An 11,670-nucleotide genomic window follows, 5' to 3' on the forward strand; every position below is an offset into this window, starting at 1 on the left:
TAGACTTAAGGAGTGTGAAAGAATGATTATTTATGAAAAAGGTGACCTTTTTAAACAAATAGATCATGTAGAAGCAGTTATAAATACAGTTAACTGTGTGGGTGTTATGGGAAAAGGAATTGCTCTAGAATTTAAGAAGCGCTATCCTGAAAACTTCCAAATATATAAAGATAAATGTCTAAGCAAAGAATTAACTATTGGTAAGAGTTTTGTACACGAGATTCCTAATAAAGAAAAAACAAAATACATAGTTAACTTTCCTACTAAAAAACATTGGCGTCATCCATCAAAAATTGAGTATATAGATGAAGGTCTTGATAATCTAAAAAGTATAATAATAGAACATAATATTAAATCCATTGCTATGCCCGCACTTGGTTGTGGAAATGGAAATCTTGATTGGGCTACTGTGAAACCCTTAATTGAAAAGAAATTAGAACCTCTAAATGATATAAAAATAGTCATTTATGAACCTTCTATCTCCAAAGAACAAAAAACAAGCAATAAAAAGAAAAAGCCTAAATTGACTGTTGATAGAAAAAAACTGCTACTCCTAATGAATGATTACAATAAGGCAACAAAAGATCAAATATTAAGCTATATTCAAACCCATATTCTTTTTTACTTCCTAAACTTTAAAAATTTGGAGTTTGAATTAAAAGATAATGGACCCTACCTATCAGACATTAACAAAGTAATCTTACTTTTAAGCGAATATTATATAGAACCAATTAAAAAAAGCGATCCTAGCCAGCCAACAAAAATTAAAGTTTTAACCTTAAATTTCCCAAAAAAGAAAGATATTTTGTCTGATCCAGAATATCTAAAAGTTAAATCCTTAATAAATGGGTTTGAAAGTTACGAGGGGCTTCTAACATTATCATTAACACACTGGTTTAAATTTAAAGGCAATTTTAATTCTGAAGAACTTAAAGATGAAGTAGCTTCATGGCTTGAGAGTAATAAATACTTAACTGATCCAAAACTAATTGAAAAGGCAGTAAATAGGATAGAAAGAATCTATTTTGAACCTGAGAATTTATCATTTGATTTATTTTAAGATTATATTTACTAGACACTCAGTAAACAAATGTTTACGGGTGTTTTTTTAATTTATCCTTTAACAATAAGGTGAAAACAAACTCTCTGTAGTAAATATTTAAGAACATAAATAAAAGGGTATTATCCTCAAGATTAACCCTTTTAATGAAATTTATTTTATTACAAAAACCCAATTGTTTTTGATTAAAACTAACTTGTAAAAGGTTTACAGAGGGTAAAGAAACAATTGCAGATATAGAAAATAAATTATCATCTTTAGAAGAAATACCAGAAGAATTAAAAAAATATATTAATAAAGCGGCACACTTATAGAAATGATTAGATTCTGTCAACTGATAATAGAAATAAGATGAAATACTTGATGTGGTTAACAATTTGTTAAAGGAACTGAAAATAGTTTTTTGATTTTGATGAATGACTTTTCACTAACGGGGTTTTATATGAGATATGAAATACAACAAGTCTAGTTGCTACACAGTATAATGATACTATTCAATAGAAAAAGAATATTCAACAATCGGCAATTGTAGAACTAGAATAAGTACCAGATAGATTTAGAAAAGTACATACCTATTCTCTGGAAAGGAAGCCTATCATGCCCATACACAACAAACTAGTACGAGACTTAATACCACAGATAATAGAGAAATCAGGAAAACAATACTCAACAAGAACCCTCGATGATAATGAATACATAACAGCACTAAGAACCAAACTCGAGGAAGAACTAAACGAATACCTAAAAGCAGATAACGACCAAGATAGTTTAGAAGAATTAGCGGATTTGATGGAGCTAATCCATGCTCTTGCAAAAACACATGGTGCTTCAATCGAGCAGGTTGAAAAAATTCGTCAGCAAAAAGAGGAGCAACGTGGCGGATTCAACGATAAAGTTTTTCTAATAGAGGTTGAAGAAGATTAGTCTTAGGAGGTGAGTGAATGAGCCATAAATTAAAAGTAGGTGAATTGAAAGAGGAGTATTTAACCGATGAGGAAATCTGGCGAATTTTCACGGTTGTGCTAACTAGTCAATCTGTTAAATCATCTACCTACAAATATGCTCTTATTAAAGCGTTAATCGAAAATTTGTATCAGGTGAACGATGAGTTTGAATTAACATACGATCAACTGGCTTATTCCTTCACCAAGGTCTATTGGAACCTTATCGTCCAGCACGACTTAGTCAAGCAAAATAGAGGAAAGAATGCTCGAGTAGTTTCCATTATCAAAGATATCCAGGTCAAGCACCAGATTCCAGCTGATTTCAGTTTTGATAAGCTAAATGTCCAAATACAAGTGAAGTTAATTGCCGAAGTGAAAGCAACAATGAAACAAAATGTGTATGGCGCACTTTATGGTGATACAAGAGGGAAGTTCTATGCTTTTGAACATAAGTCGGAGCATTTTAAATTAAATCCTGCAGTGCACAGCTTTATGCTGAAATACCAACGCTTAATTGTAAATCTAACAAATTATCATATGGCTGTCATGATTGAAAAGTTAAACGAGGTTCCAAGTACAAACTTCCTGCTTGGTAAGGTGGAGAGCATTGCCAAGAGGTCGTCATTGCGTCCTTTTGAAAAAGTCTTGCTTAACCACTTCCAGAGAACTTGTTTCTATTGCGGTAAGACACTTTTAAATGGGGAAACAAAAACTCATGTTGATCACTTTATCCCATGGTCATTTGTGCAGTCAGATCAATTATGGAATCTGGTCCTTTCATGTCAGTCATGTAATAACTCCAAAAGCGACAAGCTACCGAAGAAAAACTTCTTAAATTATATTGTTGATCGAAACAATGAACTTGTTACAAGGGAAGAAGATGATGTAGCAAGTCTGATGACAAATTATAAGGATAAGAAGATTATTTTGCTCTATGATTACTCGATTAAAAATGGGTTTGATAGGATTTGGAGTCCTAAATCTAACTAGGATATTGAAAAAGGTTATACGATTCGGGTATGTTAAAATATGTAATATAAGCATGCAGGAATTCACCAAATTAATTTATTCTAATCAGTAAAGTTAGTTAGGCAGTAGCCATTACATAAGAGAAGAGGTGCTAGAAGCTTGGACATAGAACAACACCTCATACTGGTAAAAAACGAGGATAAAACAGACCAAGTTGATTTTTGTAATTATTATAGCGGGAAATGGCAAATAAAGTACCGCAATAATAGTAAAGTATACACGTACAAAGATACAAATGTAGTCTGGCAAAGCGATCCAAATAAGATAGACCAGAATACTAGTATCGTGTACGAAAATAACCAGCCGATTTCAGGTATTACTAACATACTGGATTTTGGTTCTCACATAAGACTTATCTTTAAACGAAGATATAAAAAAACATATCCATGCTCTATGCTTACTATTGAACAAACGTCCTTATTTAACAAAAAGGCAACGAAGTGCTTTGATTATTTAACAGTACTAGCAAATCATGTCAGTGAAAAGGTTGATGGAGACCAGACTTTTTTGAGCAAGCAATACAATGGTCTGTCTACTATTAGTCCGCGTAGTGTTTTATCAGCCTATTTAGAAAGAAAACCCTCAAAAAGTGATGAAAGGCTATCACAAGTTATATTCCCGTTTGGATTTAACGCAAGTCAAAAATCAGCAGCAGAGAAGGCGATAACGGAGCAAGTTAGCATCATTGAAGGTCCACCAGGAACTGGAAAAACACAAACAATTCTCAATATTATTGCGAACGCAATCATAAATAATAAAACCGTTGCAGTGGTTTCTAATAATAACTCTGCAACAGCTAATGTTCATGAAAAATTACAAAAGTATGGGCTGGATTTTATTACAGCCTATCTTGGCAATAAAGAAAACAAGGAAACTTTCTTTAATAAACAAAATGGTTTATACCCAGACATGAGCAACTGGGTACTAGAAGACGAAGATTATCAATCAATTAAAACGAACTTAAAAGATTCACAGCACAAATTAAACAACATGCTTGAATGGAAGAATAAACAAGCTTTATTAAAACAGGAACAATCTGAAGTTCAAACAGAATATGCGTATTTTGCAGACTATTATACAGAATCTAAACTCAAACAGCTTCAAATGAATTCATTTTTCAGGTTGAGCGCAGATAAGGTATTACAAATACTAATTGAGTACCAACGCCTTGTTGAAAAAGGAAAGGTGAAATTAAGCAATAAATTATATAATTTGTTTGCTTATGGAATATACAGCTTTAAAATGTATGAATTTCCACCAGAAGTTGTCATCTCTTTTTTACAGAAAACCTATTACAAGTCAAAAATAAAAGAGTTAACAAGCGAAATAGAAGCTTTGGGTATGAAGCTTGACAATTATAATTTTGATCGTGCCATGAAAGAATACAGCGAAGATTCAATGAAACTATTTAAGGCTAGTTTGGCTAAGGCATATGGACAGGACAGCAATAGGAATGTTTTTACGTCAGATGTACTATGGAAAAATTTTGATGGGTTCATTAAGGAGTATCCAGTTATCCTAAGTACAACCCATTCTCTACGAAATAGTGCGGCAAAAAACTATTTGTTTGATTATGTGTTAATTGATGAGTCTTCACAGGTAGATGTAGTTACAGGTGCATTAGCTTTATCTTGTGCTAAAAATGCTGTGATAGTAGGCGATGCCATGCAGCTTCCTAATGTGGTGCCGACAGAAGTGGAAGAAAAAACTACGAGGATATTTGAGTCCTATCAACTTGACCAGGCATACAACTATGCCAAACATAGCCTATTGTCTTCGGTAATAAGTTTATATGAAGATATTCCTAAGACATTGTTGAAGGAACACTACCGCTGTCATCCTAAAATCATCGGCTTTTGTAATCAAAAATTTTATAATAACGAACTGATTGTTTTAACAGACGACCAGGAAATAGAAAAACCGTTACATTTACACATAACCACCAAAGGGAATCATGCAAGAGGGACGTTAAATCAACGTCAGATTGATGTTGTCTACAATGAAATCATTCCTAACCAAAAAATAAATACTGAAAACCAATCAGTAGGGGTGATTGCACCATATCGTATGCAGGCAAATGAACTGGAAAAAACTAAAGGTTCCCTGAATATAGAGGCGGACACGGTTCATAAATACCAGGGACGAGAAAAGGATATTATCATCCTTACCACGGTATCAAATGAGATTAATGTAAATGATTTTGCTGATAACCCCAACCTGATCAATGTGGCTGTTTCACGTGCAGTGGAGAAGTTAATTGTCGTAGTAGGTGAGGGCAGTGAGGAATGGCATGGAACAAATATTGGTGATCTAGTCCGCTATATAAAATATAATAGTTTTGAAATAACTGAAAGCCAAATATACTCTGTGTTTGACCTTCTTTATAGTAATTATTCAGATAAATTGTTAGATGTGATGAAGAATAGTAAGCAAGTTTCTGAGTATAAGTCGGAAAATCTTATGAATGCCGTAATTGAAAAGGTATTGAGCCAAGCTGAATTTAGTAGTCTTGATTTCGTACTTCATCAGCCATTAAGGATGCTAATTAAAGATCCAGTTAAACTTACTGATGACGAACGTAAATATGCAATGAATATACTAACCCATACGGATTTTGTTATTTTTAACAAGTTGGATAAAATGCCGGTACTAGTAATTGAAGTCGATGGACATGCGTTCCATGCAGATAATCCAACGCAATTAAGGCGAGACGAAATGAAAGATCGTATATTGCAGAAGTACAATATTCCAATTATTCGAATGAAAACAACAGGAAGTGATGAAGAAACAGTACTCCGGAAAAAGCTCGTGGAGTTGCTACGGTTGGAGGTTGGTTGATTGACAATTAGAAAAGAAGTAGAGGTAACCAATTTAATCTTATGCATTACTTTTGTAGTGTGTAAGATTTTTTATTAATGGGATGGAGCATGAAATGGTGGTACACCCCATGTTCATAATGAATTATGGTGGTGAAAATCCTCAAGATATAAGAACATGAAGGCTACTTACACACATCACAATGCAATGTTAAAATAATATGTAGACATTAAACATAAAATCATTAATGATAAAATGTTTTTGATAATTGAATTGAAATACATCAGGGGGAGACGCAGATGAACACCTATTGGAATTTTCCGGCTGCCACTGGGGGGATGATTAATTCCATCAATAATGCTGGCTTAGAAACATTCAGGGGGAATGCACTGGATTCATTAACGAGAGAAATATGCCAGAATTCACTGGATGCGGTGAGTGATTCAACAAAACCAGTAGTTGTTGAGTTTAGTAGCTTTTCTACAGATATCAATCAACTACCAAATAGAGATGAACTAATTAAGGTATTTAAGCTGTGCGAACATACATGGCATGGGCATAACAAGAAAAGTGAAGATTTTGTTGATGAGGCACTATCGATATTGAATCGTCAGGAAATGAAGCTTTTGCGTATTAGTGACTTTAATACCAAAGGGCTAGAAGGTGCAAAAAAAGGTGAGCTTGGATCCCCATGGTCTTCCCTAATAAAGGAAGCTGGTTCATCGAATAAAGATGAAAATTCAGGTGGAAGTTTTGGGATTGGAAAATCCGCGCCCTTCTTGAATTCAAGCATAAGAACCTTGTTTTATTCCTCTTATGATGAGTCCGGATACGAGTCTCATATCGGTGTGGCAAATATTATGTCGTTTAAAAAAAGTGACAGTCAAATCACGTTGGGTAATGGGTATTATACGGATAATGAAAATTCATTAGCGATACCAGGTCAACTAAGTCTTGATCAAGAGTTTGAGAGAGTATCTACAGGGACAGACATTTATGTATCGGCTTTCGAACCAAAGCAAGACTGGGAAAAAGAAGTCAAAAATTCTATTCTGTTTAACTTTTTTATTACGATATACAACAAGAAATTGTTAGTTAGAATTAATGATTTTGAAATAAATCACAATAACATTGATCAACTGATTAATGAACTAGAAGACAATGAAGAGAATCAAATTCTAAAGAACTATTTTCATTTATTAACATCAGACAAGACAATCAAGATTCCATACCCTGGTCAGAATTACAAGAAGGGGGATTTATTTTGATGTGGGGGAAGCAGAGTTATTTCTACTTAACGGAGAAGATTTAAACAGACGTGTGCTAATGACGAGAAAAACGGGGATGCGAATTTTTGAACAAAAAAATATAAGTGGAAGTATCTCATTCACCGGAATACTGATGATTACCGGAACTAAGATGAATAATATATTCAAACAAATGGAGAACCCATCCCATAATGAATGGTCATCAGAAAGATATGAAAAAGATCCAAAATTAGCCAAAAAAATCTATGCGGATTTACGAAAATTCGTTAGAGATACAGTTAAGAATAAATTTCAGGAACAAATTACGGATGAAATGGATGCAGTTGGTTTAAATGACTTTTTGCCGGATAAAAGCCTTACTTCCGATCAATCTGCAAAAAAGTCTGAGTCATTAAATTCAGCAATTAAATCGATTATTACGAAAGAAAAGAAACAAGAACCTAAAAGTGTTAGCAGACGCAAAGGGAAAGACACAGAGGATTTCGACAAACAACTTGCAGGTGATTTCGGTATTACACCATCTGGAAATCAAGGTGGAAATGGGGATGGTACACATAGTAGTGAAGGTGATGATGGAGCCGGTGCAATGAACCCAGGTGGAAACAACGAATTAGATTCAAATGAAAGTGGCGGACAAGACAAGAAACGAGAACGCAAACCTAGTAAACAACCAATACCAATGAAGCAGAAGTATCTATGTGTGGATAAAGACAAAGGGAAATATAATTTTATGATTTCACCAACAAAAACAGTCCCAAGCGGTCGGTTAGTATTTCAAGTGATAGGTGAACAAAGTGATTATGATTTACCAATTACAGATGCTTCGACAAATGACCACATCGTAACGGTTGATAAAGTTAGTTCGAACACAGTTCATCTCCATTCACTATCGAAGAATAAACGATTTATGTTAAGTGTTAATATTGATTACTCCGATTATTGTGTATTGGAGGTAGAACTATATGAAAATTAGCACTTCCTATCCGTATCCGGTCTTGTATATGAATAATGATGATTATATTAATTCAAGCTTTCATTCTAAAATAAACATTCAAGAATCGTTTGGTGAAGTCCAAATTCACTTACAGTTTGAACTGGAAAATGAAGGCATGAAAAGGTTAATGGAAAAAAGTGAAGGTGTTTATTTAATTCATGTGGAATGTGGCCAAACTAGTTATCGTAATGCGTTCAAAACGAATAAAGTAACATTGGAGATTTCGATTCCGACAGAGAAGCTGCGTGGAAAAATAGCAATCCATTCCTTTATAATTGCCAATCAAAGGATTGAGAATTATACCAATAACACTTTGAATGAGTTTTATCAAGAAATGCCGATTACGTTTGAAAAAGGTAATATTCTAGCAATTGGTGATGCCATCGAAACAACTTTGTTTGAAGATAACAGTGAAATACTCAATCTTCCATCAATCGCAAAAGTAACGAAATCTCTTAAAAATGATTTCATGGAAGTTGATATCCATTCAAATATCATTACAATATCTCTTCCAGATTATGAATACAATCAATATGCGACAAACGCAAAATCTAGATTGAAAAATACTATTCTTTCTACCGTTATTGTACCTAGTTTGGTCTATGTGTTTTCTAAAATGAAGGATAACAAAGAAGATTTAGAAGATTACAAGTGGTACCAAGTATTGGAGAAGATTTTTGATGACAATAATTACCGGCTTGATGATGTCGGCTCAGATTCTTTGTCTTCGTTAAAAGCAGCTCAATTAGTGTTGCGTAAGCCATTGAAAACAAGTTTTGAAGAGATTGAGAAATTCAATAGGGTGGAGGAATAAGATGAAGTTAAAGTTTTTGTCCGATGAAACGCTTATGGATTTAAGAACGAACTATGACGCTTATAATGAGCATTATTATAGCAAGGATGATCAATGGTTTAACACATATCTAAACGAGAATGGTAGAGTAATAGAGTCCAAAATAGAGTTTGATCTACCTGAATTAAATTTCAGTGCAGATTACGCCGTCAGTGATAAAGAGAACGTGAAAATCATCTATGAATCATTGAAACATTTAACTGTGTCACAAGCGACACAAGAAAGACTGTGGTCAGGTTTAGCTCATATGCAATTAAGGCATTATACCTATTATCGAATGAAAAAAGAATTACAAAATAAAAATGACAAACGAATCAACACGGGAGTCTTCTTTAAAAATGGAAATAAGCGATCGTTATTTGTTCACATCTTGGCAAGGTTATGGTGGGTGGGTTACATGACCTATGATGAAACAAATGAAACTCCGTATAGACTAACAGATTTTTTCTGTGAAAAAGATTTTTCTGCCAGATGCGTGATGTTTTTTTCTAGTAATTTCACCTCTAACCCTAATATTACTAAAGGGATACTAAAGACATTGATAAGCTGGGAGGAAAAAGGTATTACTATCAAGCGAGATCATTTTGTTCAAGCTAACAAATATTTAAATGTCGTTGGTGGTGCAATGATTTTAGATATGCTTTCTTCTGAAGAAGTCGAGGAAATGGTCGATGTTTATTTGTGTAGGTATTACGGGATGGGAGTTGGAGAAAAGGGAAAGTTGGAATTTAACCTTAGAGAGGTTTAGTAATCTCAAAAGGTTATAGCGAGTTCATAAAATTCGATGCTCTTAGTAAGATTTATTTTTTATAGGAATAAATACTAATTTGTGTGGAAACATAAAAGTTTTGGCTGCATGTATATATTTTCCTCTTGATGTCAATGATGGGTATTAAGAGGTGATTGTTAATGAGTGAAGAAAATAACAATGTTGAAAAAAAAGGTTGGAAACGAATCTTTGGTAAGAAGTGGTTTTTTCCAGCAGTATATCTTATAGTCGCATCATTACTATTAACAGGAGTCTTATGGTATCGAAATATAGATAATCAAATACCAGAGGCAAATGAAGAGAATGATAATCAACTAGACAGTGATTTTTATACGGATAATAACCGAGTTGGTTATGATGAGGATTCTGCAGAAGTAATGGAACAACAAGAAGTTTTGAAGATGCCTGTATCGGAAGAAAGTCAGTCAGAAATTGTAACGAAGTTCTACGACTACAGCGCAGATAGTGAGGATCAATTAGAAGCACTTGTACTATACAACAATAAATACTATCAGAGTAAGGGTGTAGATGTTGCGTCTGCGGAAGGAGAAACTTTCGATGTAACGGCGGCACTAAGTGGTACGGTAATAGAAGTGAAAGAAGACCCACTACTAGGTAATGTCATTAAAATTGAACACCAAAATGATATTACGACGTACTATGCAAGCTTAAGTGAAGTACTCGTTGAAGTTGATGCAAAAGTGAAACAAGGCGATACAATTGGTTCAGCTGGACAGAATTTATTTGGTCAAGCAAGTGGAACCCATATCCACTTTGAAGTACGAAAAGACGATGCACCAGTTAACCCAGAACAGTATTTCAATCAGCCAGTTAGTACTGTTGAAAATCCAGAACATCATGAAGATAATTCAGGTGAGTCAAATGGTTCTGGTGAGGAAGAAACCGAAGAAGGAACTGGATGAAAATAAAAAGCTTGAGTAAAAAAATGGCTTTGACATTAAATAGTATCTATAAAAAGAGGCTGGGACAAAACTCAGATAAATAATAAAAAGCTGCACCTTTCCAACACATAGTTGGCGGGTGCAGCTTTTTTTATAATTGAACCAATTTAAGTAAGTAAAAAAGGATACCTTCTGATAAAATTAAAGTACCACACAATAACTATCGGAGGTATCCTTATGTTTAAAGATTATAACATGAATCAAGTAATTTTGCCATTAGATTTAGAAATGAAATTGAAAGAAAATGATATCGCCTATGCGGTCCATGATTTAGTGGAACAGATACCGGATGAAGCCTTCGCTAGCTTCTTGCATAAAACGGGTTGCCCTGCTTATCATCCACGAATGATGATGAAGATTATTTTATGTGCGTATACCCAATCTGTATTCTCTGGTAGAAAGATTAAGGCATTAGTGGAAGATAGTGTACGCATGATGTGGTTAGCACAAGGACATGAGCCAAGTTATCGCACGATCAACCGTTTTCGTGTCAATGAAGAAGTAAAAGAACTGTTACGTCAATGTTTCGTGCAATTTCGTTGTCAACTTGTGAAAGAAGAACTCATTGATAACGAAGCAATTTTTATCGATGGTACCAAGATCGAAGCAAACGCCAATAAATTTACGTTTGTTTGGCGCAAATCGATTGAAAAATACAGTGCCAATTTGGTGGAGAAATCGAATCAAATGTACGATGAATTGTTGGCAAAAGAAATTATCCCAGAAATAGAACGCGAAAGTATCGAGGAACTATCCACCCAAGAACTCGAAAGAGTCGTCGAGAAACTAGAGAAGACGGTTGAAGCTTACGACAAAAAAATTGAAGAAAGTGACGTTGTAAGTGAATGGAAGCAACTTCGTTCTGAACGCAAAACACCAAAACAATATCGTAAACAGTTTAAGGATTATGTAGCACGCAAACAAAAATACGAAAATGATATGACCATATTTGAAGAGCGCAACAGTTATTCAAA

General features: G+C 34.2%; 10 protein-coding genes. All 10 read left to right on the forward strand.

Annotated features, from left to right (window positions below; all coding sequences use genetic code 11):
- Positions 1–22 precede the first annotated feature (22 nt).
- Positions 23–1,060: a type II toxin-antitoxin system antitoxin DNA ADP-ribosyl glycohydrolase DarG gene (darG, locus tag LD272_RS11245; protein ID WP_226036716.1), complete on the forward strand. Its 1,038-nt coding sequence runs from the start codon at positions 23–25 to the stop codon at positions 1,058–1,060.
- Positions 1,061–1,657: 597 nt separating this feature from the next.
- Complete coding sequence (locus LD272_RS11250) at positions 1,658–1,984, forward strand: nucleoside triphosphate pyrophosphohydrolase (protein ID WP_226036717.1); 327 nt, start codon at positions 1,658–1,660, stop codon at positions 1,982–1,984.
- A gap of 17 nt (positions 1,985–2,001) precedes the next feature.
- A complete protein-coding gene (locus LD272_RS11255; protein WP_226036718.1) occupies positions 2,002–2,994 on the forward strand; it encodes an HNH endonuclease domain-containing protein in 993 nt (330 codons plus the stop codon).
- 138 nt (positions 2,995–3,132) lie between these two features.
- Positions 3,133–5,871 (forward strand): AAA domain-containing protein, encoded by a 2,739-nt coding sequence (locus LD272_RS11260; RefSeq protein ID WP_226036719.1) that lies wholly within the window; start codon positions 3,133–3,135, stop codon positions 5,869–5,871.
- A 278-nt stretch (positions 5,872–6,149) separates the two neighbouring features.
- Complete coding sequence (locus LD272_RS11265) at positions 6,150–7,118, forward strand: hypothetical protein (RefSeq protein WP_226036720.1); 969 nt, start codon at positions 6,150–6,152, stop codon at positions 7,116–7,118.
- Between the two features lies 1 nt (position 7,119).
- Positions 7,120–8,091, forward strand: coding sequence for a hypothetical protein (locus LD272_RS11270; RefSeq protein WP_226036721.1), 972 nt, complete (start codon positions 7,120–7,122; stop codon positions 8,089–8,091).
- A complete protein-coding gene (locus tag LD272_RS11275) occupies positions 8,081–8,926 on the forward strand; it encodes a hypothetical protein (RefSeq protein ID WP_226036722.1) in 846 nt (281 codons plus the stop codon). The genes LD272_RS11270 and LD272_RS11275 overlap by 11 nt, the downstream gene beginning before the upstream one ends.
- A gap of 1 nt (position 8,927) precedes the next feature.
- Positions 8,928–9,713: a DUF6339 family protein gene (locus LD272_RS11280; protein WP_226036723.1), complete on the forward strand. Its 786-nt coding sequence runs from the start codon at positions 8,928–8,930 to the stop codon at positions 9,711–9,713.
- A 161-nt stretch (positions 9,714–9,874) separates the two neighbouring features.
- Positions 9,875–10,657: a stage II sporulation protein SpoIIQ gene (gene spoIIQ, locus LD272_RS11285; protein WP_226036724.1), complete on the forward strand. Its 783-nt coding sequence runs from the start codon at positions 9,875–9,877 to the stop codon at positions 10,655–10,657.
- Positions 10,658–10,873: 216 nt separating this feature from the next.
- Positions 10,874–11,670, forward strand: a 797-nt coding sequence (locus LD272_RS11290) for a transposase (RefSeq protein WP_226036725.1), incomplete at its 3' end; no start/stop codon positions are given.

The organism is Aquibacillus saliphilus (assembly GCF_020404745.1).
Taxonomy (GTDB): domain Bacteria; phylum Bacillota; class Bacilli; order Bacillales; family Amphibacillaceae; genus Aquibacillus; species Aquibacillus saliphilus.